This is a genomic window from Ohtaekwangia sp., assembly GCF_036568665.1.
Classification (GTDB): domain Bacteria; phylum Bacteroidota; class Bacteroidia; order Cytophagales; family Cyclobacteriaceae; genus Ohtaekwangia.
On record NZ_DATCSD010000336.1, the window covers coordinates 1 to 25,137 of the forward strand.

Below are 25,137 nucleotides of genomic sequence, written 5' to 3' on the forward strand. Positions count from 1 at the left end.
AGGTTACCGGCCATCTGGTTTACGGAGTCCGTCAAGTCTTTCCATGTACCTGCTACACCGGGCACGAATGCCTGTCCACCCAATTTACCTTCGGTACCTACTTCTCGTGCCACACGTGTTACCTCCGATGCAAAACCACGAAGCTGATCCACCATCGTGTTCAGCGTTTCTTTCAACTGCAGAATTTCTCCGCGTACGTCAACGGTAATTTTCTTGGACAAGTCACCGTTCGCCACAGCCACCGCTACGTTCGCTATATTTCGGATCTGCGCAGTCAGGTTGCCGGCCATCTGGTTTACCGAGTCAGTCAATCCCTTCCATACACCACCAACACCTTTCACTGTTGCCTGTCCGCCAAGTTTACCTTCGCTACCCACTTCACTGGCCACGCGTGTTACTTCCGATGCAAAGGAGTTGAGCTGATCCACCATGGTATTGATCGTGTTCTTCAACTCGAGCATTTCACCTTTCACATCCACCGTAATTTTCTTCGAGAGATCTCCCTTCGCTACGGCTGTTGTTACCTCTGCTATATTTCGCACCTGGTTCGTCAGGTTATCCGCCATTTTGTTTACGGAGTCCGTCAAGTCTTTCCATGTACCCCCTACACCCGGTACATCTGCCTGGCCACCGAGCTGTCCTTCCGAACCTACTTCGCGCGCCACACGTGTTACTTCTGATCCAAAGGAGTTGAGCTGATCCACCATCGTGTTGATCGTGTTCTTCAACTCGAGCATTTCTCCGCGCACATCCACCGCGATCTTCTTCGACAAGTCTCCTTTCGCCACCGCTGTTGTTACCTCTGCTATATTTCGCACCTGGTTGGTAAGGTTCGATGCCATCTGGTTTACGGAGTCTGTCAGGTCTTTCCATGTACCACCAACACCGGGCACATTCGCCTGGCCACCGAGCTGCCCGTCTGAACCTACCTCCCGGGCTACACGCGTTACTTCAGAGGAGAAGGAGTTCAACTGATCCACCATGGTATTGATCGTGTTCTTCAACTCGAGCAATTCTCCTTTAGCATCCACGGTAATTTTCTTCGACAAGTCTCCGTTCGCCACGGCTGTTGTTACCCCTGCTATATTTCGCACCTGACCTGTTAAGTTCGATGCCATCTGGTTTACGGAGTCTGTCAAATCTTTCCATACACCACCAACACCTTTTACCGTTGCCTGTCCGCCAAGTTTACCTTCGGTACCAACTTCCAATGCCACACGCGTTACTTCCGATCCGAAGGAGTTAAGCTGGTCCACCATGGTATTGATCGTGTTCTTCAACTCCAACATTTCTCCACGAACATCCACGGTAATTTTCTTCGACAGGTCTCCGTTCGCAACCGCGGTTGTTACCCCCGCTATATTTCGTACCTGACCGGTTAAGTTCGATGCCATCTGGTTTACCGAGTCGGTAAGATCTTTCCATATACCACCAACACCTTTTACCGTTGCCTGTCCGCCAAGTTTACCTTCGGTACCAACTTCCAATGCCACACGTGTTACTTCCGATCCGAAGGAGTTAAGCTGATCCACCATGGTATTGATCGTGTTCTTCAACTCCAACATTTCTCCACGAACATCCACGGTAATTTTCTTCGACAAGTCACCGTTCGCTACAGCAGTTGTTACACCTGCTATATTTCGAACCTGGTTGGTTAAGTTACCAGCCATTTGATTTACCGAGTCCGTCAAGTCTTTCCATGTACCCCCAACACCCGGTACATCTGCCTGGCCACCGAGCTGTCCTTCGCTACCCACTTCACGCGCCACCCGTGTTACTTCCGATGAGAAGGAGTTGAGCTGATCCACCATGGTATTGATTGTGTTCTTCAACTCGAGCAATTCTCCCTTAGCATCCACGGTAATTTTCTTCGACAAATCTCCTTTCGCCACCGCGGTAGTTACCCCCGCTATATTTCGCACCTGGTTGGTTAAGTTACCAGCCATCTGGTTTACTGAATCTGTCAGATCTTTCCATACACCACCAACACCGCGCACCGTTGCCTGACCACCGAGTCGCCCTTCGGTACCTACCTCGAGGGCTACACGCGTTACTTCTGATGAGAAGGAGTTGAGCTGATCCACCAATGTGTTGATGGTATTTTTCAACTCGAGCATTTCTCCCTTTACATCCACGGTAATTTTTTTCGAAAGATTACCGCGCGCGATTGCAGTAGTTACTTCTGCTATATTTCGCACCTGGTTGGTGAGATTACCGGCCATCTGGTTTACTGAATCGGTGAGATCTTTCCACACTCCATCTACACCTTTTACTTTTGCCTGCCCGCCCAGTTTACCTTCTGAGCCTACCTCGCGGGCTACACGCGTTACTTCCATGGAGAAGAGATTGAGCTGCTTTACCATGTCGTTTACTTCTTTGGCAATGCGCGCAAATTCTCCCTGCAATACATGACCGCCAATTTCCTGCTGCATCTCCTGCGAGAGATTGCCTTTCGCAACAGAACTGATTACGTGCGCGATCTCAATAGTAGGATGTACCAGATCGGAGATGAGACCGTTCAGTGAATTTACCCCTGTACTCCACGAGCCTTTGGCATTAGGCACCTCTATACGTTCAGTAAGTTTACCTTGCTTGCCGATCGTATTACCGGCACGCATAAACTCCTGCATCATTTTTTCATTGAGTGAAATGATATCATTCAGTGTATCGCATATCTTACCGCTAACGCCTACCTGATCGAAAGGCATACGCACCGTAAAATTACCATTGCGCACTTCGGTGAGTACACGAAGTAATTCGCGGTTATCGAGAATGCCGAGTTGCTGATGATATTCCTGATCTATAGGAGAGTGAGAGGATTCTTTTTTTCGAGGTGCCTTCGGACGTGAAAGTACTTCTACAGTATCTCCGTTCTTCGAAGAAGTTACAGCTTTCGTTTTTTTGCCCATGAGGTAGAAATTTTTAAGTCAAACAATTTACTAGAGAATTACTGAGAAATAACACGAGTACAAGGGTAAAAAGTGTTTTGTCGGAAAATAATCCATGATCGGTCAGGCCTTGCGGAATTGATTCTACAGCGCAGGACATTTAGTGTATAAATAAAAAAGTATGCCAGGGCGGCCCGGCATACTTTATAGAGGGGTTGGAAATGTTTTACTCCTGGTGAACGCCTTCGGCAATCTCTTCAATCATCTTTTTGCAAAAGGCCGGAAGATCTTTCGGGCTGCGACTGGTAACCAGTCCGTTGTCTACCACTACTTCGCGATCTACCCAGTTAGCACCGGCATTAATCAGATCGGTACGGATAGAAGGGTAAGACGTAACTTCACGTCCCTCCATTAGTCCTGTTTCAATCAGCGTCCACGGTCCGTGGCATATAGCTGCTATAGGTTTATGTGCCTGTATAAATTCCGTTACGAAATTTACTGCATCTTCATCTATACGCAGGTGATCCGGATTGATAACACCACCGGGTAGAACCAATGCATCATAGTCGTCTGCACGTACATCATCTACGACCTTATCGACCGCATACTCTTTGCCCCAGTTCTTCTCTGCCCACGCTTTTATCTTGCCTTTCTCCAGCGATACAACTTCTACCGTGGCTCCTGCTTCCTTCAATGCTTTGATCGGCTCTGTAAATTCAGATTCTTCAAAACCATGCGTGGCCAACACCGCTACCTTTTTGTCATTGAGTTTTGCTCCCATTCTTGTGGTTGATTTAGTGGTTGATTATATATACGGTATATCCAGCAGATATACCGGTTTGCTTTTCGATAAGTCATAAAGAAAATAAAAAAGCATGCCTCAGGTATACCTGCAAAGTAGTCAGTATGCAGGCATAATCTTTGGCGCCCTGCCCAGGATAAAAGATCACTTATGATTGAGGATAAAAAGCCGCAGCATTCATTCTGGTATAGAAACAGTTTATCACTTGTGCTGATCGCCTGTTTTCTGTTGGCATTTGCAGGACAAACCTATACCGGCTGGATGGAGCATAATGATGACCTTGAAAAATTACAGGCACCTCCTATACCATTACGCGAGTATATTTTATCGGGACATTACCTGCAGGTAACATTTGAAAATTGGGAGAGTGAATTTTTGCAAATGTTCATGTATGTGATGCTTACTATATTTCTGCGTCAGCAAGGTTCAAGTGAATCGAAATCATTGGATGAACCGGAAGAAGTAGATCGGGAGCCAGTGCCGCATGCTGATGCACCGTGGCCGGTAAAGAGGGGCGGCTGGTGGCTAAGCCTCTATAAACGATCGTTGACACTCGCGTTTATTATACTTTTTACGATAAGCTTCTGGCTGCATGCTTACGGAAGTTTGCAAGACTATAATGAGGAGCAACGTCTGCGCCACGAACCGGTGCAAACAATGCGTGAATATATAGGCAGCACGCGTCTTTGGTTCGAGTCTTTTCAAAACTGGCAAAGTGAATTTGTAGCAGTAACATCTATTGTTTTACTGTCTATATTTTTACGACAGAAAGGCTCACCCGAATCCAAACCAGTAGATGCTCCCATCGCGGAAACAGGCAATTGAACCTTGAACTATAAAAGACGAAGGCTGCTCCCGAAAGAGCAGCCTTTTTATCTTTCACTTCGTTTACCTACGCCAGCATTATCTGGATCAGGCAGTGGGAATATTTCTCAGCCGTATTCATTTTACAACCTATCAAATTGAGCACTCCCAACGAAACGAAAGATGCATGACAACAATAAAACATTATGCCGGTCGGATATATGTTTGTTCGGTAATTTTGATAGGCGGAACATGTATTTAAAATATGTATAAAAAAATGCCCACTCGTAGAAACTATATATCTTTGCAGTGTGTTTTGTTAGCTCTTCGTAAGGGTATAATTTTTTTACTGTATACGCGCTAAACCCTCAGGTATGGCAACACGCTGGACAGGAACACTGGAATTTGGCTTGGTCACAATCCCATTCAAGATCGGAACAAAAGAGATTCGCCCCGGTGCTGACTCTCCTGATCTTGAAAAAGGTAACATTATACGCATCGTTGATTTCTTTTCGAAAGATGAAATCAACCTCTCACAATTCAATGCATCATTTCATATAGAGCCGGATAAAGATGGTTCGCACGCTTTCACGTTATTTCAGGATGGACTGATGAAGAATAATAAAGTAGCCATTGGCAGTTTTAACATGGATGAGAGCAAGTATATATGCCTGCTGCATGCAGAAGACGATGGCATATGTTTTGAGCTGGGCGAATCTTTTGTAGACGAAGAATCTCTGGAAGATCATCTGGCGAAGCAGGCTATGAGTGATGAACCGGAAGTGAAACGCGCATCACGATTTATAAGCATGAAGAAATTCTTTGCCATGCCGGGTGTGAAATTCTTTTAGTACTTTCTTTTTTTCCTCTTTCTTATTCGCAGCGGGTCCACAAATGATGCGCTGGCATATTATTTAACAGATGCCTGTGTAAACCGCATACACATGAAAGCAATCTGGACAGGAGCTATTGGCTTTGGACTCGTAAACATTCCCGTAAAATTATATAGTGCTACGCAGGCAAGTGAGCTCGATCTTGATATGCTGGATAAGAAAGATCATGCACACATTCGCTTTCACCGCGTGAATGAGGAAACAGGTAAAGAAGTAACGTGGCAAAATATAGTGAAGGCCTATAAATACCAGGGTGAATACGTTGTGCTGGATGATAAGGATTTTGAAAGAGCCAACCCTAAAAAAAGTAAAGTGATAGAGATCACAGATTTTGTGATGGAAGAGGAGATCGACCCTATATATTATGAAACACCCTATTACCTGGAGCCGGAGCGATCGGGTTCACGCGCGTATAGCTTGCTGCATGAAGCACTGATAAAAAGTGAAAAGGCTGCTGTAGGAAGTTTTGTGTTACGCAGTCGCGAGCACTTATGTATACTTCGCCCGTATGATAAAGCGATTGTGCTGAACCGGATTCGTTTTGCCGAAGAGATACGCGATGCTTCTGAATTAAAGTTACCAGCCACTAAACCCAAAGCCGGTGAATTGAAGATGGCACTGTCGCTGGTGGATCAGCTCACGTCATCGTTCAACATTTCTAAATTCAAGGATACGTATTCAGCGGAGTTGCGTAAATTGATCAAAGCAAAAGCGACCGGTAAGAAGACGGAGTTTCCGAAGTTGAAAGTAACGCACCGTAAAACTACCGACCTCATGTCGCAATTGAAGGCTAGTCTTAAACGCGCATCGTAATGAGTCTGACTTCCTATAAGCAAAAACGTAATTTTAAAAAGACGCCCGAGCCAGCGGGCAGGAAAAAAGCAGCAGCCTCTGCGTTGTCGTTCGTAGTGCAAAGACATGATGCCTCTCATCTGCATTATGATTTTCGCTTGCAGGTAGACGGTGTATTGAAAAGCTGGGCTATACCGAAAGGACCTTCCATGAATCCTGCGGATAAACGTCTTGCCATGATGGTGGAAGACCATCCGTTGGAGTATGGTAAATTTGAAGGCGAGATACCTGAAGGTAATTATGGTGCTGGTTCAGTAGAGATATGGGACAACGGTACATACGAACCTGAAAATATAGCTGACCGTGATGATTATGAAAGCGAGATGCGAAAGGGACTGAAGAAAGGGTCGCTGAAGTTTGTAATGCACGGTAAAAAACTGAAAGGCTCATTTGCACTGGTGCGTTTAAAGAGCGCTAAAGAGAACAGTTGGCTGTTGATCAAACACAACGATGAGTTTGCCAGGGATGAATATAACATTGAAGAAGAACGGGGAACAAAGCCGAAACGTGCAGTAAAACAAAACACGAAGACAAAAAGAGCACATTCTGATACCGCAGCTCTTGAGTCGGTGCCGCGTTCGGTGCGTGCGGAGACATCCAAAATAGAGCACTATATACAGCCCATGAGTGCGCAGATTGGTAATGGTGCCTTTGATAATCCGGACTGGATATTTGAGATCAAGTGGGATGGTTATCGCGCTATAGCAGAAATAAAGAAGAAGGAAATTCTTTTTTACTCGCGCAATGGTCTTTCGTTCGACCGGCTATATGTTCCCATTGTGGAAGCGCTGCAAAAACTAAAAGATGATGTAGTGCTGGACGGAGAGGTTGTGGTGCTTGATAAGAACGACAAACCGAGCTTTCAGAAATTACAGCAGTATCGCGATAACCGTTCGCTGCCGCTGATATACTATATATTTGATTGCCTTTCATATAAGGGAAAAGATCTTACCGGCCTTCCGTTGGTGGAGCGTAAAAAGATAGCGGAGAAAATTATACCGAAGAATAGTAATGTGCTACGTTACTCCGATCATGTAACAGGCGATGGTATAGCATTCTTTGAACATGCGGTGAAGCTGGGCCTGGAAGGAATTATAGCCAAGCGTGCTGATAGTAAATATAGTGTTGGCCACAGAACGTCTGACTGGCTGAAAATAAAAAATCATAATACTCAGGAGGCAGTTATTACCGGCTATACCGAACCGCGAAAAAGCCGCCAGTATTTTGGAGCGCTGGTATTGGGAATGTATGAGGACGGAAAGCTGAAGTATATAGGCCATACAGGAACGGGTTTTACCGAGAAGATATTAAAGGAAATATATACTACGTTACAGCCTCTGGTTCGCGATACTTCTCCTTTTGAAGAGAAGGTGCCGATCAATGGAGCCGTAACATGGGTGAAGCCCGTGCAGGTGTGCGAGATCAAGTATACTGAAGTGACTGACGAAGGTATATTACGCCACCCGGTCTTTATGGGGCTTCGCATTGATAAGCAGGCGAAGGAAGTGGATCACCTCGATGTGGCTGTTCCTGCAAAAAAGAAATCTCCCCGGAAAACAACGACTACAACGCGCGCAAAGAAACCGGCAAAGAATCGTTCACCGAAAACCAGAAACGAAACTTCGGCAGCGAATCGTGATCAAAATTCTGTTATGAAAGTAAATGGTCATGAAGTTTCTGTTACACACCTGGATAAAGTATACTGGCCGGATGAAGGAATCACCAAGGGCGATGTGATCGATTACTATAATAGCATTTATAAATATATACTTCCTTATCTCAAAGACAGACCTCAATCGCTGAAACGAAATCCCAATGGCATTGCCGATAAAGGATTTTTTCATAAAGATGCTGCAGAGGGCGCACCCGCATGGGTGGAACACCTTTCGCTGTATTCTGAAAGTGCCAACAAAGATATAGACTATATCATTTGTAATAATCGCGCCACGTTGCTCTATATGAATAATCTTGGTTGCATTGAGATCAACCCGTGGAACTCGCGCATTGGTGATCTGGATAAACCTGATTACCTGGTAATGGATATAGATCCTTCTGATAAAAATTCTTTTGATGAAGTGATCGATGCTGCTCTCGCTATAAAGGAAGTGCTTGACCAAGCGGGTGCATCTTCATTTTGCAAAACTTCGGGCGCATCGGGCCTGCATGTATACGTACCGTTGGCTGCCCGCTATACATACGATCAGGCTCGTTCGTTTGCCGAGATCGTAGCATCTCTCACGCATGATCTTCTGCCAGACATTACTACAATGGAGCGCTCGCTCTCCAAACGCAAAGACCGTATATACCTCGACTATCTCCAGAATAAGCGTGGCCAGACTCTTGCCTCCGTATATAGTCTCCGCCCCGTGCCCGGTGCCACTATATCAACACCGCTCGAATGGAAAGAAGTAAAACACGGACTAACGCCTTCACAATTTACCATACAGTCTCTCCCCAAACGCCTCAGCAAAAAGGGCGATCTCTTCACAGCCGTTCTGCGCAAAGGAATTGACCTGGCGAAGTGCCTGCAAAAATTGGAACGTGTTTAGGTGTTTACGTGCTTACGTGTTTATGTTCATAATAACCCGAATACGTGCACACGTACCAACATAAACACACAATAAACTCCCACGCCAAAGAACACATGTCCTGAAAGAATTGAAACCATATACTCTTTAAGAGGCACGTCAGGAGGGAAGGGATGGATGGCGAAGAATAGTTGCCAGATGAGGATGCCAAACAGGCCGAAGATGAAACCATATAGCATGCAGATGAGCAGGGTTGGTGATCCTATACCTTTACTCCAGAGCCAATGCCATACCATAGCAAAGAGAATACCCACCAGGTAATGTGCCGCTATACCTGTAACAATAGCCCATGGACTATCGGATAACCCGCGCGCAGGCGTTGTTTGAAACGTCAGCATCGTTCCCAATATCTTTACCACCTTAAACCGTTTCTTCGTGATATAGGATACTATATACATGAAGGCAGTCATCACAGCCGTGCCGGATATACCTGCGAAGATGGTAAGCCAGGAAGAATGCATGTTGTTATGTGTTGTTATGTGTTTAGGTGTTTACGCTGATACGTGTTTATGTTCGTAACAACGTAAACACGTGCACACGTACCAAACGTAAACACGTTTAATATTTTCGCTGACACACTTCGCAATAAAAAGTTCTTCGGTTGGTTTTGCCGAGGTATTGTTTTAGTATGGGAGCGTGGTCGCGGGGACAGATTTTTTTGGTGTGGACGAGCCAGTGTTTTTTTAGTTCAAAGTTCTTTTTCCATTCGAGGAAGTCGAAGCTATAGCGTACGGCTTCATCTATCAATTGCTTCTTTTTGCGTGGCGGAAGTTTACCGACTGTGCTTGCCGGATGCACGCGGATACGGAACAATACTTCATTCTTAATGATGTTCCCAACTCCTGCAAATATATGTTGGTCCAGCAAGGCATCGCATACAAGCGTGGAAGGTATATCTTTTAATTTCTTCATGGCCTGTTGCGGGTTCCAGGAATCACTCATTACATCAGCTGTCCAATCATATATAGCATCGAGCGGCTTTTCAATCAGCTCCAGTGAGCAGGCGTAAAAGTTTAATTCTCCTTTTGCGAAAGCGATGTGTAGCCGTGCCGTTGCATCCTTTCGCTCATCGATGCGATACGATCCGAACAATAGAAAATGTACACGCACGGTAAACGCATCGAAGCAGATAAGAAAATGTTTTCCCCAGCTTTTAAAATCAATGACCTTCTTCCCCGTAAGCCTGCCTATATCAAACTTCTTCGTACTCCCGTCAGCTGTTATAATTTTCTTGCCCCTAAACTTCTGCACAGCTTCCTTGAGTATAACAATGGATGGACCTTCGGGCATGCTTTTACGTGTTTATGTTGGTACGTGTGTACGTGTTTATGTTGGTACGTATGCACGTGTTTACGTTTGGTATAGAATTTAGAACGCTACGTAAACACGTGCGCACGTAAACACTTACACACGTGATAGCGTTCGCAGTTCAATAACCTCGAGGTTCCGACTCGCTGGGCCGGTGAGTACATTTCCTTCGGCATCGTAGCGGGCACCGTGGCAGGGACAGTCCCAGGTTTGTTCTGCGAGGTTCCAGGCTACGCTGCATTTTAGATGTGTACAGGTAGGGGAGACGGCATGAAGTGTTCCATCGCTGTCTTTGGATACAGCTATAATTTCGCCGTTATACTTTACTACTTTGCCTTCACCGGGCGCGAGCGATGCCATTTCATCCAGCGTCTCCGTTGCAAACCATTTGCCTATAAATTGTTTCGCCACATCGGCATTGTGTTCTATAAAGTTTGCAAAACCTGCCACCGGTTTTACCCGCGATGGCGAGAAGAGATCGGCAAATATACTTTCCTTTTGCACGATCAGATCGCGAAGTACTATAGCTGCCACACTGCTATAGATCATACCGTTGCCACCATAGCCGGTAGCTACATATACATTTTCGGAATGTCCTGGCAGATGGCCGATATAGGGCAGCCCATCCGCGGGTTCAAAATATTGTGATGACCATTGATAAGCTACTTCGCGTATCTTGAAATATTGGCGTATATGACTTTCTAATTGGCGAAAACATTTTTCTGTATTGGGTTCATGCCCGGTCTTGTGATCTTCGCCACCGGCAATCAGGTATTTCGTTCCATCGATAATTTGTGTTCGGTAGTAATGATAGGGATCATGCATATCATAGCAAAGTCCTTCGGGGTAATGATCATCTTCCAGTCGCACAGCCATCGCATAACTCCGCCACGGTGAGCAGCGCAGATGTAGCAGATTAACCGTAGGGGGTATATGTGTAGCGTAGATCAATCGTTTTGTTTTGAAGGTGGCTGCTTCCGATTCAACGTCAATGATCTCATCATCTTCGTTTGTGTTTGTTACGCGACTATATTGAAGAATCGTTCCTCCGGCAGCTTCGTATTGATTGGCGAGAGCATACACATATTTGAGTGGATGAAATTTCGCTTGTCCTTCCACGCGAATGGCTTTCTCAAAAGGAATAGCGACCGGTATAGAGGAAGTATAGCTGAGTGCCAGTCCGGCTTCTTCTGATGCTATCGCTATATCTTCCAGTTCGCGCGATTGCTTTTCATCCTGCGAAAATAAATACGCGGCCGCTTCTTCAAATCCACAGTCGATGCGATAATCCTCTATATGGTATCGGATCAGGTGTATTGCTTCGCGTGCAGCGGTTGCTACCAATCGGGCATTTTCTCTTCCAAAGTTTTTCTGGATCGTGGTATACGGAGTGTCGAGTAATGTATTCAAATGCGCAGTAGTGCCACTGGTAGTACCAAACCCTATATTATGACTTTCGAGGATCAAACATTTCAATCCTGATTTCTGTAACAGCAATCCGACAGATATACCGGTGATGCCGCCCCCAACAATAATGACATCATATAATTCTGTAAAAGTCGGTTTGTTTTGAGTTTGATATACCGGCATCTCTTGCCAGAGACTCACGTAAGCTCCATCGCGTGTGATCATAACTTGTTGTTTTACGGGAGGAGAATAAATTTCTCTGCCAACAACATGACTGGGATGGAGGAGTTGATATCGTTAATTGAAAGGAATATGCTGGGGTATAATATACCCAATGTGTCGTGGTATATTTGCCAGCATTGTATGAACGAAGCGATCAGAAAAGTTTTAGCTGCTGATTTTTCTTGGGGGGAACCGCTTTACCAAACACTGTGCGGCCCTCGTACTTCCAGGAGTCCTGCCGTTCTTTTTCGATCACAGCATCGAGGTTGGCGTTCGGTATAAAATCTTTCTCTGCACGTGTAGATAATTCTGAAAGACTTTTGATCGCCTGCTGTTTATCACTTTCACCGATCTTCGCTTTGTCTACCGCTGTGCGAAGCGTTGCTATGGTTTCATCATATACTTTTACCGGCACCGGAAACGGATGGCCATCTTTACCTCCGTGCGCAAAAGAGAAACGTGCAGGATCTTTAAATCGCGAAGGTGTTCCATAAATCACTTCACTCACCAGCGTAAGCGACTGCAACGTGCGCGGCCCTAAACCTTCGAGCAGTAAAAGTTCTGCAAAATCTTTTGGTTGCTTTTCGTGTGCCAGCCAAAGTATACTTCCCAGTCGTTTCAGATCAACATCTGCGGCATGTACTTCATGGTGAGCCGGCATGACAAGCTTCTGTATCTCTTTCATCATACGGTCAGGTGTTTCCTGTGCCATGTTCATAAGGCTCGCCTGCGTAGGTATAGCTTCTTTCGCCACCATATTTAGTATAGCACCCTGGTTCTCGCCACAGATGGATGTGTGAGGCTCTTCTACAAACGATGTGAGTGAAGCCGAATGCCAGTGATAACGCCTGGCTGTTGTACTCCGCGGACTCATCCCTTGCTGTACCACCGTCCATTGTCCTTCATCGCTCACAATAAAATTATGCAGGTATAATTGAAAGCCATCTTGTATAGCCGTGTTGTCAACCTTCGCGCTTAGTTTACTGCAACGTACCAGGTACTCGCCATCGAGGCCGGTGCGTTCGCCAACCTGCAGTAACTCTGCCGGAGTTTGTCGCGATATATTTCCTTTACCGCCACATATATAGATGCCCAGCTCCTTTGCATGTGGATTGATTGCGCGCTTGAGTGCTCCCATCACCGAAGTGGTGATACCAGACGAGTGCCAGTCCATTCCCATAACACAGCCCAGACTTTGAAACCAGAACGGATCACTAAGTCTGCGCAATACTTCTGCTTTACCATACTCCGCAAGTATAGCTTCTGTTATAGCAAGCCCGAGTCGGCCCATGCGCTCGGCAAGCCAGCGTGGCACGTGTCCATAGTGCAAAGGAAGGTCAGCAGAGCCAGATCGTTTAAGCGCCATACAGTTTGTAAAGTAAAGTATTTCCGGTAAAGTTCCGCGCAGATAAAATGCCGGGCATGAATTTTTCTTTCGTACACGCTGGCGGTGAAGCACGAAGCTTGAAGTATAAAAAGCTTAAAGCCTGGAGTACAAAGCAGAAGCTGGCGTGTATTTCACTTTCGGCTTTAAGCTTTCCGCCTTCAGGATCTGTACATCAAAAAACATAAACGCTATGGCTAAGTATTCAAAAACAGCGCAGAAGAAAGTATCAAAAGTAATGCGCGAAAAAAAAGCTGGTACCCTTAAAAGCGGACGCAGCGGAAAGAAAGTAACAAGTCGCAAACAGGCAATCGCCATCGGACTATCCGAAGCACGTAAAGCAGGAGCGAAGGTGCCGAAGAAGAAAAACTGAAGTATATATACTGCTGTTTTTCTCAGCTCCTCTGCGGAATTGAATATCGAACAAGAAACATCGATCAACGAATGTTGAAGTATAGAGTCTATGTCCGGAGGAAGGAAAGACAGAAAACATTTGCTGTTAATGGTTAACGAATAACAGAATTGAATATCGAACAGGGAACATCGATCAACGAATGTAGAAGTATAAAGTCTATGTCGGGAAGACGGAAAAATCGAAAGCATTTGCTGTTAACGATTAACGGAAAATGAATATCGAACAAGGAATACCGATCAACGAATGATGAAGTGAACTATATTTCCGGATTTCCTGGCTTTCCGTCTTCCGTCTCTTCTGTATTTACATTTTCCTGTTTAAACTCATATATATACTTCACCCGATTTTATAATCTATAGGCAACATTACTTTCATATTTTACAAGTAGTTTCGCAAGAATAGATTTCTTGCACCAAAACCCATTGTACATGAAACAACACTACTTGTTCATCTTTTTACTGACTGTATTTTCGATCGGGGCGATTCGATCTTCGGCCCAGGTAAATCTGGGCGTGATCAATTCGTCTTATCAGCAGAACTTCGATTCGCTGGCCAGCACAGGCACTACCAACGACATCGCTACACTACCCACCGGCTGGACGTTTTCGGAGTCGGGTACCAATGCAAACACAACCTATGCTGCAGGCACAGGTTCATCCAACGCGGGTAACACCTATAGCTTTGGTCTCACCGCTGCAGACCGCGCGTTGGGCGGATTACTTTCCGGATCACTGATTCCTACAATTGGTGCAGGCTTCACCAACAACACGGGCAGCGCTATAACTTCTTTGCAGATAAACTATCGCGGTGAGCAATGGCGGTTAGGTGCTTCCGGCAGAGGAGCCGATCGTCTGGATTTTCAATTTAGTCTGGATGCTACATCGCTTACTTCCGGTACATGGACGGATATAGATGCGCTTGATTTCAGCAGTCGTGTAACGATTGGTACAGTTGGCGCATTGAATGGTAATGATACAACCAACAGCAAGGAAATTTTACAGACAATCAGTGGCCTTAGTATTGAACCGGGGGCCACATTCTATATACGCTGGGTTGACTTCAATGTATCAGGCTCGGATGATGGTTTGGCTATTGATAATTTTATACTTACTCCTATAGGTTTACCTTCTAATGTTCCTTCTATCAGGCTGGTTCCGGAGTCGCTCAACTTTGGCGATGTTACGGTGAACGACAATGCGCGCCTGCGTTACCAGGTAATTGGCGCTAACCTGCAGGACTCGATCAAGATATTTGCTTTCAGCCAGGTATATACTTTGTCTGTTGACAGTATACATTTCAATTCCGTTGTTACACTTCCTCCCGATGGTGGTTATGTACATGTAAAATTTGCACCTGTAGCACCCGGCCTTGTAACCGATTCGCTGGCTCACTTTAGCGGCACCGCCTTCAGTGTAGAATTTGTAAAGGGTAATGGCTTTGATTTTGTAAGCAGTGTTATACCCATTGCTACCGCCAGAACAAAAGCCGTAGGCGAGAAAGTCACTGTGGGTGGACGCATCACAGTAGGTAATGAACTGGGCAATCCGGCCTATATACAGGATGCAACAGGTGGTATACCGGTTTTTGATTATACGTTGGCAAACAGTGTTTCTATTGGAGACTCTGTTATTGTTACCGGCCCGATCGGTTTGTTCAACGATCAGAAGCAGATCAGTGGTGCAGGTATTGCTTTCATCAAACCCGATTCATCGAAGAAAATTATAGCCCCTAAATCTATTACACTCGATCAGTTGGCGGCCAATGAAGGTTTGCTGGTAAAAGTGCAACGTGTAACACTGGCTGATAAATCTTTTGTATTCTATCCGCAAAGTACAGAGACGATGATAGGTAATGGTATACAAGGCGATCTTCGTATTGATGGCGATACAGATATACCGGGTCTTTCCAAACCGCAGGATACAGTTTCCATTACGGGTGTTGTGGGGAGGTTCAGAACCAACGCACAGCTCATGCCGCGCTTTCAGGCAGATATACCGGGTGCTGTTGTGCCAACACCGGCATCGGATAGTATAGCACGCGATAAAACATTGGATGTAGTAAACTGGAACCTTGAGTTCTTTGGCGCGAAGAAAGAAGACTATAGCAACGAAGAATATGGTCCGGAAGATGAAGACCTGCAACTGGCTAACGTGAGAAGGGTACTGGATTCTTTACAGGCAGATATAGTAGCTGTACAGGAAGTTTCCAACGATTCATTGTTCCGTGCATTGATCGCGCAGTTGGGTAAATATCGTGCTGTTTGCTCTGACCGATATTCGTATTCGTTTGATGGACCAAGCAATACATTCCCTCCGCAGAAAGTATGTTTTATTTATGATACAGCTACGGTGAAGATTGTATCCGCTCGTCCGTTGTTTGAAGAGTTGTATGACAAAGCGTGCAGTACCAATCCGGAATTATTGCCGGGTTATCCCGGAGGAAGTCCTTCGAGCTTCTTCTCCAGCGGACGTCTACCCTATATGTTAACGGTAAATGCTACTGTGCAGGGCGTAACGGAAAAAGTATCGCTGGTAGATATACATGCAAAATCCGGATCAACGGCCGATGACAGAAGCAGAAGGCTCTATGATGCACAAGTATTGAAAGATTCATTGGATGCATATTATCCGGATGAGCAAATTATTGTGCTGGGAGATTTGAATGATGATCTCGATCAATCGATCGTTACCGGGTTGGGTAGCCCATACGTTGAGTTTGTAAATGATACGGCAAACTATATACCGGTTACCAAACACCTGAGCGATGCGGGTGCGCGATCTACTACCAGTTTTCAGGATGTGATCGATCACCAGGTCATCACCAACGATTTGTCGGATGAATATATAGCAGGTTCAGAACGTGTTATTACACCGTTCCGCCTTATTCAGAATTATGCCACAACTACATCCGATCACTTGCCGGTAATGGTACGCTATCAGTTGCGTGCACCGGAAGTCAGCTTTACACAACAAGGCTTGTCGTTGCAGGAAAGTAATACAAACGTGCAAACTATATCCCTGTCGGTGAGTAAACCTTTGTCAGCAGCCAAACAGATTGTACTGGCCTTGACGGGCGATGCAACGTACGGTAAAGACTTTGTAACCGAACCGGCTGCGGTAAATAATCGCGTAGTAATAACTATACCTGCAGATTCGTTACATGCTTCCTTTACTATTCGTGTACAGGAAGATAAACTGGATGAACTCGCAGAGACAGCAACGTTTACTATACTCTCCGGTGATGGCCTTCAGGCGGGCGATCAACCGGCCTTCACGCTTACCATTGAAGACAACGATGTGCCTACTGTTGCTTTTGCAGAATTACTGCCATCGGCCAAAGAAGGTTCGGGTATATATGATCTCAAACTGAATCTGTCTACACCAGTTGCATCTGATCAGACAGTAACGCTATATGTAACACAAGGCCCGGGTGTAGTATACGGAGAAGATTATACAACGGAACCAGCGTTAGAGCAGCAACGCATTACGGTGGATGTACCTGCCGGCAGCAACAATGCAGTATTGGCGATAACACCGTTGCAGGATGGCAAGCGCGAATTACCAATCGAGCTGATATCATTCTACCTCGAAAAAACATCCGATGGTTTACTGCCGGTGCAGCCGCGCATTTCGATCTTCTCCATCCTTGATGTGAAGAAAAGACAACCACACGTGATCGCATCGCCTAACCCTACAACCGGTGTTGTGCGCCTGATCTGTGCTGAACTGGAAAATGGTGAAACCGTGCAGGCAGAATTACGCGGACCAAGCGGAGAGTTGTTATATAACGGAAGTGGTACACTCGATCAGCTGAGCACTATATTTACTTCTAAAGTACAACAACACAGACGCGGCATCTATACCATCAACGTATGGATCGATGGTGACGTGATAGCTGTGCGTGTGCTCAAGATATAGTATATAATTATTGAGAAATGAAAACAGGCGTCTCTTGCGGGGCGCCTGTTTTTGTATATGCTATGCCGTAACTTAGATTATGATTAGAATGCATTTACCGGCAGCAGAAACATTTCGGCCAGCAGTTCGTATGAACGGAGGCGATCTTCAAATGTATCGGCAAAGGTAGAGATCACAATCTCGTCTACATTATAGTTTTTAGCGAGTTGTTTGATGCGTTCCTTTACAACGTCCGGAGTACCGGTAATGGTGCGCATGCGATTATACTGTACACGCGCCAGTTCTTCGCGCGAGTAGGCATACGACTTGACAAGTTCGTAAGAAGGTGATTCATTAATTTTACCGCGCTCAATACTCAGGAGTCTGTAATCCATCACGGCCTGCACTTGTGCGGCTTTCTCTTCGGTATCACCACAGAAAACAAATATACCTACACTGGCTTTCGGTTCCTGCAATTGTTCAGAAGGTCTGAACTGCTCGCGATACGCCAGTATAGCTTCGGGCCCGCCCATCGGATTAATAAACTGTGCGAATGACAGCGCCATTCCAAAATGTGCCGCTATATAGGCACTCTCACCGCTGCTGGTTAACATCCACAACTCCGGTTGTGTAGGGATGCTTGGTATAGCGCTAACTTTTTCATGAAGTGTACCGGCTTCGTGCTCATCTGCCAGAAACGCTTTCAGATCTACCAGTTGCTGAATATACTCTTTCGGGTTAAACGTGTTGGATGGATTGAGTAATGATGCCGTGAGGCGATCGCCTCCGGGAGCACGACCAATCCCTAAATCAATACGCCCGGGATATAGCGCTTCGAGTAAACGAAAATTCTCGGCAACTTTTAACGCACTGTGATTGGGTAACATAACACCACCCGAACCAAAGCGAAGATTTTTGGTTTCACCGGCTAATCGTGCTATGAGTACTTCGGGAGCTGCACCCGCTAAGGTAGCAATGTTGTGATGTTCGGATACCCAATAGCGTGTATAGCCTAACTGATCGGTAAATTTGGCGAGCCTGATGCTTTCTTGTAAAGCTTCCTGTGCAGAACTTCCTCTGCGTATAGGTGTCTGATCGAGGACACTGAGTTTTATCTTCATAATCGGAAAAACATTCATTGCCATTCCGATTTCGATTTTACACGGAATGGATATTATGAGTAAACATCACGGTAGTGAACAAAGGTTCAGGCGACTCAGAAGATTTTTATTGGCAGAAGAATGACTGTTTCTTCGAATGTTGAAGAAACAGTCATAGAAGTGGATCAGGCAGCGGAGATCTGTCGTACACCCTGCAGCTGCAGGTATGCCATGGCAGCTACCCATAGGGCTACGGCACTGATGGCTATATATCCGATAGCGGTAAGATCAAAGAGCTGCGGTACAACGATGGCGGCACTGGCAATTACCCACACTATATCTAAGACGATAATCACATAGATGTTTTTTACACGAAGCGAGTGGCGCATACCTTCGTAACTTACAAAGGCAGCGAAAGCTACTAGAAAGATACCCGTCTCCAGGAACGCTTGTATTTCTGTTACACCGAAGAGCGAGGCAACCTGCGAGGCCAGTGCTATTAAAGCAACTCCGGTTATACCTGAGCTGACAGCGTTGATGAGCAATACATTTTTTAAAGTAAACAGGGAAGTATGTGCTGAAGTGTTCATAGTTGTTTTTGTTTTGTTGATGATGCAAAGGTATAGGAGCGGGCAGGGGCTATACTTATCTTCACGCGACAACCGGTTGTCCTTTCGCGCCAATTCCATACAACCATGATGAAAGCGAATATGCTTCCGGTATATTTGATGTATGGAAGAACAACAGAAACGTTTTGTGCAAAGTATGCTGGCGTATGCAGCACAACGCGGTATATCCGTGCCTCAACTGTGCAGGCTGGCTGGTATAGATTTCGATGCTGTAAAAAGAAATGACCCGGTAACCATCACTTCCCGGCACATCGAGGCACTTTGGATACAGGCTATTCAACTGAGTGACGATGCATTGTTCGGATTACACTTTGGTGAGTCGCTTCAGTTAGGAGCGCTGGGTATAGCAGGAGAGATTATCCGCTATAGCCACACCGTTGGCGAAGCACTTATACAAGCGGCTGCGCTCACGCCTATGGTTACCGATCTGGTTACGATGGAAGTAAAACAATCGCAAAAATATTTTACCGTAGAACTTATACCCACGTCTATCGGCAGGTTGCAGGAGCACGCAGTAACCTTTCGCCAGATGCTGGATCTTCTTTTTGTTTTCACCATTCATGAACTGGACGGCTTATTGTTCGAGCGCATTGTGCCACACGCAGTCCGTTATCCGTTTGCTATAGCAGATGCTGCTGAGTACGAGCGCGTGCTGCGGTGTAAGCCCGCTCGAGCCAGCTCCTGTATATTGGAATTTGATAATCGTTATTGGAACGAGCCGGTGATCTCAGCAAACCAGGAATTGCAGCGTATGTTATTGGAGCAGGTGCGCCAGACGGAAAGTGCAGAACAATCGTACAAGGCGAGAATATATACTTACCTCATGAGTAACTCCTATCTCGGTGTGCGGTCGCTGGAAGATGTAGCGGCAAACTTTCATGTGAGCAGTCGCAGTTTACAACGCAAGCTTCAGGAGGAAGGAACATCCTACCAGCAACTGGCCGACACTGTACGGAAATCATTGGCAGTGCACTATATCCGCTCCGGTAATTATCAGGTAAAAGAGATCTCGGCTATATTAGGCTATAACGAACTGAGTGCCTTTACGCGGGCATTTAAACGGTGGACGGGTAAAGCACCGGCACACTATGCTGCTGAGTCATCGGTGTCATAACCCCGGAGTCGTATTACTCGTATAATTGTAGAAGAGATTGAGAACAAGATTCCACATAATAATATATACCGGGAAGTAAAAAGAGTGGATATAGGAAACTTTTTGTGCCGGAAATATCTTTTTATACCAAGATGTGAAAGTATATATACACCTGCATCATTTGCCGGAACCTGCAACAGGTTTTGTTGTTTTGAAATATAGTGAAGTATAGAAACTATAAACGGAGCTGAAAATTCAGTGATACATCGGTTTACTGGCGCTTTCTGCAGCGCCTTTTCAGGAGCATCTCTCCTCTGAAAGACTGGAAATCCAAGGAATTTATTTCTTCCCCGCACAAATCATACATCCCTGGTTATTCAATTACCAAAACAGGTCATGTTCTGGCCTCAAGGTTGCATTACTATACCGGAGCCTCGAAGGAATTGCTGCAGGGCAACACTTTACAGAAGTTTATTGTGGACGACTGGAAGCGCTTAATCCACATACCCTGGTAGAAATGGCCTTCTGTAAGCTGTGAAAGGTTGGAATTGTTTTTTCTAAATCTGGAAAAGGAAGAACCACTATGATGAAACGTGTTTTAGGAAGGCTTTACAATTATTTGTTATGGATACCGATTTTACTGGTATTCTTTTCGTGTAGCAGAAATATTACACCGGTCGATACGGCTAAGAAGCACTCGGAAATACCTGCGACCCGTACCGCATCCGTTGATTCGCTGGCAGGAACAGAGTTGGGCCGGGCCGGTAACTATATTGCATTTGATACTTTAGTGCATCCTATTCACTCTGGTGTGCCTGCTCCCTGGAAAAAGGACGCAGTGCTAAACGCCCGCGTAGAGAAAAAAGTAATGGAGTATTACGCGCGCAACGGCTATACAACGCGCTGGCTGGGCGAAAAAGGCGCAGGATATTTCTTTGATGAGCTGAAATCTATTCTGGCACACGCAGATCTTGTTGGGTTGACACCTGCTGATTATTCGATCGAGCGGATCGAAGAGAAACTGCAGGAAGTATATAAGACACAGCCTGCTATTGCCGCAGAAGTAGTTGACCTTGATGTGCAACTCACGGAGGTATTTTTCCTTTTCACTACGCATGTGCAAACTGGTCGTATCAGAAATATAGCAGGCGGTGGCTCAATCTGGATTCGCGATGCACAGGAGGAGAAGACAGCTGATATAGCCTTACTGGCCGGTGTAGATAAACCCGAACAACTGGCTACAGCGTTGGCAGCCCTTCAACCGGCTTCTGAGCAGTATGCGAAATTGCAAAAGGCACTGGAGAGTTATCGCACAATGGAAAAATCGGAAGCGGCTGAGTTACCGATGAGCCTGGCAATTAATAACAAGATAAAACCCGCAGATCGTCATGCTGTGATTCCGTATGTGCGCAGAAAGCTTTCGCTTACCGATTTGAAAGTATATAGCATGCCGGTAGATTCTGCTACCGGTCAACTGGATTCATTGGTATATGATGCAGATCTGGTATCGGCTATAAAACTCTTTCAGTTACGCCATGGCCTGGAGCCGGATGGAATTATAGGAGAGAAGACGTTGAAATTTCTGGCACAGTCATTCCACGAAAAAGCCAATATACTGGCATTGAATATGGAACGTCTTCGCTGGATTCCGAACGATAAATATACCGGTAACTATATAGCGGTAAATATACCCGAATATACTTTGCGTGCTTTTGAGAACGGAAAAGAAGCACTGGATATGCGTGTGATTGTAGGGGCCGTGAATAAATCAACACCGGTGTTTAGTGATGAGCTGAACTATATAGTATTCAGTCCTACATGGACAGTGCCCACCAGTATTATTCGCGAAGAGATCATTCCGCGACTGCAGAAAGATTCAGCATATTATGCCAAGAAGAACTATGCTTTCTTTAAAGATGAAGTAACAATCGATCCTTCCAGTGAATCATGGAAAGGTGAAACAGTAAACCCCTATAAATATCGTATCGTGCAGCAACCCGGTCCGGATAACTCACTGGGACTTGTAAAATTTGGTATGCCGAACACGATGAATATATACCTGCACGACACGCCCAATCACCGCTTATTTACCAAGAGCTATCGTGCTTTGAGCCATGGTTGCGTGCGATTGGATGAACCTGCACGTTTTGCAGAATATCTTTTGCGCGACCAGCGTGGCTGGAATCGCGAAACGATCGTAAAAGCAATGAACGCAGGTACCACCACTACGATACATCTGCGGAAAAGATACCCGGTATATATGGAGTATCGCACAGCATGGGTGGACGATACTGGCGTAGTAAATTTTCGCGAAGATATATATGGCCACGACAAACGTCAGCTCGAACAACTTTTCCCGTCTGACAAGGTATCTACCGTAGCAGGGCTATAGGTATATATTACTTACTGTGCGTGGCGAGCCATTACGCTTACATTTTCCAGCAACTGGTTAACGTTGAGGTAATGTGATGATGCGAGATAACCGGCATCATTAAAGTATGCAAAGACGGCCGTGCGATTCTTGATGGTATCAATTACCTCGCGCGCAATTTCTTTGGAGAGTGCCGGGCATCCCTGGCTTCTGCCCAGGCGGCCATAATGTTTAATCCAGTATTCACTTACATAATCAGCATCGTGCATCACAACAGCACGATCGCGCATGTTGTCGTTATAACCTTTGTCCTGGCCATCCAGTTTCAGGCTATAGCCTTTGCTGCCTATATAGGTTTCTGCCGTGATATAAAACCCGAGACTGCTTTGGTTGGAGTGAGCTATATTCGAGAAATTCTTCGCTATATCTTCACCGGTATTTTTTCCATGACTCACATAGGTATAAAACTGCACTGCCAGTTTATCGAGGTCAATAGTATAAAACCGTTTCTCGCGGCTCGGCTTCGTAAAGTCTATAATTGAAAGTATATTTTTCTGGTTGAGTTTACCTTGCATGCGGAGACTATAATATCCGATAACTGCGTAACGAAAAGCATCGTATGATAAACGATAACGCTCAAGTCCTATTTGCTGATAAAGATGTTGCAGTGAATCTTCAAATTGTAAGGCCGAAAGATTTTCAACTCCGGTAGAATCGGCAGCAACAGAAATAGGATGAGAAGAATGTGCAGATGAGAGATCGGAGGGCAGAGCAGGTAAGGCCGAGTAAAGGGCAAACAGCCCATAGATAAGAAATGTCATAACAAAGAGGGGTTTGTTGAAAGAAAGTGCGAATCAACGCAGTCAAGCGAGTTTAAAAAAATGAAATTTCTTTCAAAGAGTACGTCAGTTCTGATTGTAGTCAATTGCGCTGCGATATTTTTCCACGAAAAAGTAAAGGGGATTGCAAGAATAACCCGATCGCACATGAATTTCCACACGCGCATCTGCGAAGTTTACTATCGCTCGATGAATTGAGGATTACTTCTTTTGATGTTTGGCCTCGTTAATTTGCCGGATAAAGTTCAGCAATAACGGATAGCCTGGCTCTGTCATGTCGTGCCCATAACCGGCCATCTCATACAGCGTGGTTTGTTTGTGACCAGCCACTTTCATCATACGGGCGAGGTAAGCGTTTTCTTCATAACGTCCCAGCATTTCCATTTCACGATCACCGGTAATAAGTAATAACGGAGGGGCATCGGCGCGCACATGATAGAGCGGAGCGTACTGATCTATCACTGGTTGCTTGTCTGGTATATTCGATTCTTTGCGGATTGTAAAATGTGTAATAGCCTGGCAACTGAACGGTGCTATACCGGCCAATGTGTTGGCATCGATGCGATGAGCTTTGAGCCATTGTTTATCCAGTCCCACCATAGCGGCAAGATATCCGCCAGCAGAATGGCCGGAGATAAAAATACGCGAAGGATCGCCCCCATACTTTGCAATGTTTTTATATACCCACGCTATAGCGGCAGCAGCATCCTGTATATATACCGGTGAATTTACCTGCGGAGCCAACCGATAGTTTACAGCCACGATTGCTATACCATTGTTCTTTAGTCGCTCGGGTATAAATTTTTCTCCACCCGTAAGCCCTCCACCATGAAACCACACCACGGTTGAAAAATTCTTTTCGCGTTTCGGATAGTATATATCCAGCATACAGCGTGTACGCGCATACGAATCTTTACTGGTAACTGAATCTGAATAATACGGGAGATTGGTTTCTGTTTTATAAGCATCGGCCTGGGCAAAGGCTGCTATACTTACGATATTGAGCAGAAAGATGAACGCGATGTTACGGCAGGGCATGGATTGAAAAAGTTTGCTATACCCGAAGTAACAAAATCGCAGGCCTATGGAGAAACCGCTTAAAGAATATTGGTAGCACCCATAAAAGAAATTGTGGCTACCGGCAGGATAGGTCAGCCGGAACAGGAATCAGAATTTCCATACCTTTTGTTTGGTGGAAGCACGGAAGCTCTGTTCCTGTTTGGGCTGGTATCTTTTCATGCAGGTATAGAATACGGATATACGCTGCTAATTGTTTGATGCGCCATTGGTGATCCAGCACAAAATAGTATTCTTTTCATCAGACGTGAGGGAACTTCCTTTCGGCATATCGCCACTGGATACGGATGTGCTGATGGATGTTCTCGCACTATATACCTCACTGTAAGTCAGTAACTCTCCGGGACCATTTTTACTTCCCGAGCCATGACAACTGGAGTTGGTGGCGCAGGATGAGCTGATAATGGGAGCTACATCTGTTGAATACACGATCGATACGCCACTGCAACTTACTGTTTCAGAAGAAGAGTTGTGATCGGAACATGCTGTTATATATACCATTGTACTGATGATGCCGGGTATAAGAAATCGGGGGATATACCTTTCTGCCTGCTGCATACGCTTTGTTT

The 25,137-nt window shown here is 45.5% G+C and carries 19 protein-coding genes; 8 read left to right on the forward strand and 11 right to left on the reverse strand.

Annotation, left to right across the window (positions count from 1 at the left end; all coding sequences use genetic code 11):
• Both VIN08_RS19030 and VIN08_RS19035 read right to left on the reverse strand, forming a co-directional pair.
• The coding region (locus VIN08_RS19030) for a HAMP domain-containing protein (protein WP_331968243.1) at window positions 1–2,909 on the reverse strand (2,909 nt) is incomplete at its 3' end.
• A 205-nt stretch (window positions 2,910–3,114) separates the two neighbouring features.
• Window positions 3,115–3,669 carry a type 1 glutamine amidotransferase domain-containing protein gene (locus VIN08_RS19035; protein WP_331968246.1) on the reverse strand — a complete coding sequence of 185 codons (555 nt, stop codon included), beginning with the start codon at window positions 3,667–3,669 and terminating at the stop codon, window positions 3,115–3,117.
• A 171-nt stretch (window positions 3,670–3,840) separates the two neighbouring features.
• Between VIN08_RS19035 and VIN08_RS19040 the strand changes: the two genes are divergently transcribed.
• The 4 genes from VIN08_RS19040 to ligD all read left to right on the forward strand — a co-directional run bounded on the left by VIN08_RS19040 (window position 3,841) and on the right by ligD (window position 8,788).
• Window positions 3,841–4,515, forward strand: coding sequence for a DUF6766 family protein (locus VIN08_RS19040; protein WP_331968249.1), 675 nt, complete (start codon window positions 3,841–3,843; stop codon window positions 4,513–4,515).
• Between the two features lie 353 nt (window positions 4,516–4,868).
• Window positions 4,869–5,345, forward strand: coding sequence for a Ku protein (locus VIN08_RS19045; RefSeq protein ID WP_331968252.1), 477 nt, complete (start codon window positions 4,869–4,871; stop codon window positions 5,343–5,345).
• A 93-nt stretch (window positions 5,346–5,438) separates the two neighbouring features.
• Complete coding sequence (locus VIN08_RS19050; protein WP_331968255.1) at window positions 5,439–6,200, forward strand: Ku protein; 762 nt, start codon at window positions 5,439–5,441, stop codon at window positions 6,198–6,200.
• A complete protein-coding gene (ligD, locus tag VIN08_RS19055) occupies window positions 6,200–8,788 on the forward strand; it encodes a DNA ligase D (protein ID WP_331968258.1) in 2,589 nt (862 codons plus the stop codon). Before VIN08_RS19050 ends, ligD begins: the two co-directional genes overlap by 1 nt.
• Before the next feature lie 26 nt (window positions 8,789–8,814).
• Here the strand turns inward: ligD and VIN08_RS19060 are convergent, their stop codons facing one another.
• The 4 genes from VIN08_RS19060 to VIN08_RS19075 form a co-directional block, all read right to left on the reverse strand.
• Window positions 8,815–9,288 (reverse strand): hypothetical protein, encoded by a 474-nt coding sequence (locus tag VIN08_RS19060; RefSeq protein WP_331968261.1) that lies wholly within the window; start codon window positions 9,286–9,288, stop codon window positions 8,815–8,817.
• Window positions 9,289–9,385: 97 nt separating this feature from the next.
• Window positions 9,386–10,117 carry a DNA-formamidopyrimidine glycosylase family protein gene (locus VIN08_RS19065; protein WP_331968264.1) on the reverse strand — a complete coding sequence of 244 codons (732 nt, stop codon included), beginning with the start codon at window positions 10,115–10,117 and terminating at the stop codon, window positions 9,386–9,388.
• A gap of 114 nt (window positions 10,118–10,231) precedes the next feature.
• Window positions 10,232–11,767 (reverse strand): FAD-dependent oxidoreductase, encoded by a 1,536-nt coding sequence (locus tag VIN08_RS19070; RefSeq protein WP_331968267.1) that lies wholly within the window; start codon window positions 11,765–11,767, stop codon window positions 10,232–10,234.
• A gap of 151 nt (window positions 11,768–11,918) precedes the next feature.
• On the reverse strand, window positions 11,919–13,130 hold the full coding sequence (locus VIN08_RS19075) for a DUF763 domain-containing protein (RefSeq protein ID WP_331968270.1): 1,212 nt from the start codon (window positions 13,128–13,130) through the stop codon (window positions 11,919–11,921).
• Between the two features lie 211 nt (window positions 13,131–13,341).
• Between VIN08_RS19075 and VIN08_RS19080 the strand changes: the two genes are divergently transcribed.
• Together VIN08_RS19080 and VIN08_RS19085 are read left to right on the forward strand one after the other, a co-directional pair.
• Window positions 13,342–13,521 (forward strand): DUF6496 domain-containing protein, encoded by a 180-nt coding sequence (locus VIN08_RS19080; RefSeq protein WP_331968273.1) that lies wholly within the window; start codon window positions 13,342–13,344, stop codon window positions 13,519–13,521.
• 470 nt (window positions 13,522–13,991) lie between these two features.
• Window positions 13,992–17,480 (forward strand): DUF5689 domain-containing protein, encoded by a 3,489-nt coding sequence (locus VIN08_RS19085; protein WP_331968275.1) that lies wholly within the window; start codon window positions 13,992–13,994, stop codon window positions 17,478–17,480.
• Between the two features lie 83 nt (window positions 17,481–17,563).
• Here VIN08_RS19085 and VIN08_RS19090 read toward each other — a convergent pair whose 3' ends face one another.
• The gene (locus VIN08_RS19090; protein WP_331968278.1) at window positions 17,564–18,580 is read right to left on the reverse strand and encodes an LLM class flavin-dependent oxidoreductase; all 1,017 of its coding nucleotides are present in this window, start codon (window positions 18,578–18,580) and stop codon (window positions 17,564–17,566) included.
• A gap of 164 nt (window positions 18,581–18,744) precedes the next feature.
• A complete protein-coding gene (locus VIN08_RS19095) occupies window positions 18,745–19,149 on the reverse strand; it encodes a hypothetical protein (protein WP_331968281.1) in 405 nt (134 codons plus the stop codon).
• Window positions 19,150–19,291: 142 nt separating this feature from the next.
• Here VIN08_RS19095 and VIN08_RS19100 point away from each other — a divergent pair, with 142 nt between their 5' ends.
• Together VIN08_RS19100 and VIN08_RS19105 are read left to right on the forward strand one after the other, a co-directional pair.
• Complete coding sequence (locus VIN08_RS19100; protein WP_331968284.1) at window positions 19,292–20,302, forward strand: AraC family transcriptional regulator; 1,011 nt, start codon at window positions 19,292–19,294, stop codon at window positions 20,300–20,302.
• 562 nt (window positions 20,303–20,864) lie between these two features.
• Window positions 20,865–22,673: a L,D-transpeptidase family protein gene (locus VIN08_RS19105; RefSeq protein ID WP_331968287.1), complete on the forward strand. Its 1,809-nt coding sequence runs from the start codon at window positions 20,865–20,867 to the stop codon at window positions 22,671–22,673.
• An 11-nt stretch (window positions 22,674–22,684) separates the two neighbouring features.
• On the opposite strand, the gene VIN08_RS19110 is transcribed toward VIN08_RS19105, so the two are convergent.
• From VIN08_RS19110 to VIN08_RS19120, 3 genes are all read right to left on the reverse strand, one after another.
• Entirely contained in the window at window positions 22,685–23,473 is a 789-nt protein-coding gene (locus tag VIN08_RS19110; RefSeq protein WP_331968289.1) for a murein L,D-transpeptidase catalytic domain family protein, read from the reverse strand.
• A gap of 219 nt (window positions 23,474–23,692) precedes the next feature.
• Window positions 23,693–24,529, reverse strand: coding sequence for an alpha/beta hydrolase (locus tag VIN08_RS19115; protein ID WP_331968292.1), 837 nt, complete (start codon window positions 24,527–24,529; stop codon window positions 23,693–23,695).
• 228 nt (window positions 24,530–24,757) lie between these two features.
• A complete protein-coding gene (locus tag VIN08_RS19120) occupies window positions 24,758–25,126 on the reverse strand; it encodes a hypothetical protein (RefSeq protein ID WP_331968295.1) in 369 nt (122 codons plus the stop codon).
• Between the last annotated feature and the right edge of the window lie 11 nt (window positions 25,127–25,137).

What these genes read in the sequence shown, in the direction of transcription:
- VIN08_RS19035 (WP_331968246.1), bottom strand. Translation starts at nt 3,669, where the DNA reads ATGGGAGCAAAACTCAATGACAAAAAGGTAGCGGTGTTGGCCACGCAT.
- VIN08_RS19040 (WP_331968249.1), top strand. Translation starts at nt 3,841, where the DNA reads ATGATTGAGGATAAAAAGCCGCAGCATTCATTCTGGTATAGAAACAGT.
- VIN08_RS19045 (WP_331968252.1), top strand. Translation starts at nt 4,869, where the DNA reads ATGGCAACACGCTGGACAGGAACACTGGAATTTGGCTTGGTCACAATC.
- VIN08_RS19050 (WP_331968255.1), top strand. Translation starts at nt 5,439, where the DNA reads ATGAAAGCAATCTGGACAGGAGCTATTGGCTTTGGACTCGTAAACATT.
- ligD (WP_331968258.1), top strand. Translation starts at nt 6,200, where the DNA reads ATGAGTCTGACTTCCTATAAGCAAAAACGTAATTTTAAAAAGACGCCC.
- VIN08_RS19060 (WP_331968261.1), bottom strand. Translation starts at nt 9,288, where the DNA reads ATGCATTCTTCCTGGCTTACCATCTTCGCAGGTATATCCGGCACGGCT.
- VIN08_RS19065 (WP_331968264.1), bottom strand. Translation starts at nt 10,117, where the DNA reads ATGCCCGAAGGTCCATCCATTGTTATACTCAAGGAAGCTGTGCAGAAG.
- VIN08_RS19070 (WP_331968267.1), bottom strand. Translation starts at nt 11,767, where the DNA reads ATGATCACACGCGATGGAGCTTACGTGAGTCTCTGGCAAGAGATGCCG.
- VIN08_RS19075 (WP_331968270.1), bottom strand. Translation starts at nt 13,130, where the DNA reads ATGGCGCTTAAACGATCTGGCTCTGCTGACCTTCCTTTGCACTATGGA.
- VIN08_RS19080 (WP_331968273.1), top strand. Translation starts at nt 13,342, where the DNA reads ATGGCTAAGTATTCAAAAACAGCGCAGAAGAAAGTATCAAAAGTAATG.
- VIN08_RS19085 (WP_331968275.1), top strand. Translation starts at nt 13,992, where the DNA reads ATGAAACAACACTACTTGTTCATCTTTTTACTGACTGTATTTTCGATC.
- VIN08_RS19090 (WP_331968278.1), bottom strand. Translation starts at nt 18,580, where the DNA reads ATGAAGATAAAACTCAGTGTCCTCGATCAGACACCTATACGCAGAGGA.
- VIN08_RS19095 (WP_331968281.1), bottom strand. Translation starts at nt 19,149, where the DNA reads ATGAACACTTCAGCACATACTTCCCTGTTTACTTTAAAAAATGTATTG.
- VIN08_RS19100 (WP_331968284.1), top strand. Translation starts at nt 19,292, where the DNA reads ATGGAAGAACAACAGAAACGTTTTGTGCAAAGTATGCTGGCGTATGCA.
- VIN08_RS19105 (WP_331968287.1), top strand. Translation starts at nt 20,865, where the DNA reads ATGATGAAACGTGTTTTAGGAAGGCTTTACAATTATTTGTTATGGATA.
- VIN08_RS19110 (WP_331968289.1), bottom strand. Translation starts at nt 23,473, where the DNA reads ATGACATTTCTTATCTATGGGCTGTTTGCCCTTTACTCGGCCTTACCT.
- VIN08_RS19115 (WP_331968292.1), bottom strand. Translation starts at nt 24,529, where the DNA reads ATGCCCTGCCGTAACATCGCGTTCATCTTTCTGCTCAATATCGTAAGT.
- VIN08_RS19120 (WP_331968295.1), bottom strand. Translation starts at nt 25,126, where the DNA reads ATGCAGCAGGCAGAAAGGTATATCCCCCGATTTCTTATACCCGGCATC.